The sequence below is a fragment of the Roseovarius halophilus (ex Wu et al. 2025) genome (genome assembly GCF_047086965.1).
Genome location: NZ_JBKOTX010000671.1, coordinates 1 through 251 on the forward strand (window position 1 = coordinate 1; position 251 = coordinate 251).

Here is a 251-nt window from a genome sequence, read left to right on the forward strand (position 1 = left end):
GCCATAGATAGATCTGAAAGAATCAACGACTGCCTTGTGGTTGGCCAGTGCTCGCGACGAGCAAGGCTGGAATGTTGAGTCGGTGCACTTGGAGTTGGGATCAAAGGTATGAATCGACGAAAGGATGGAGTTCGCATCCAGACCCTTTCTTCCATCCTTCACATTGATATTCGAGTCAATGTAACCACCCGTCCAAAAGCTCTGCATGAAGCAAAGAACACGAGGAGCATTAGCAAAACAGTCAGGACATG

At 48.2% G+C, this 251-nt stretch carries 1 protein-coding gene; it reads right to left on the reverse strand.

Annotated features, from left to right (window positions below; all coding sequences use genetic code 11):
* Positions 1 to 251 (reverse strand): glycoside hydrolase family 15 protein (locus ACH107_RS33980; protein WP_412509946.1); only part of this gene is annotated, 251 nt, incomplete at both ends.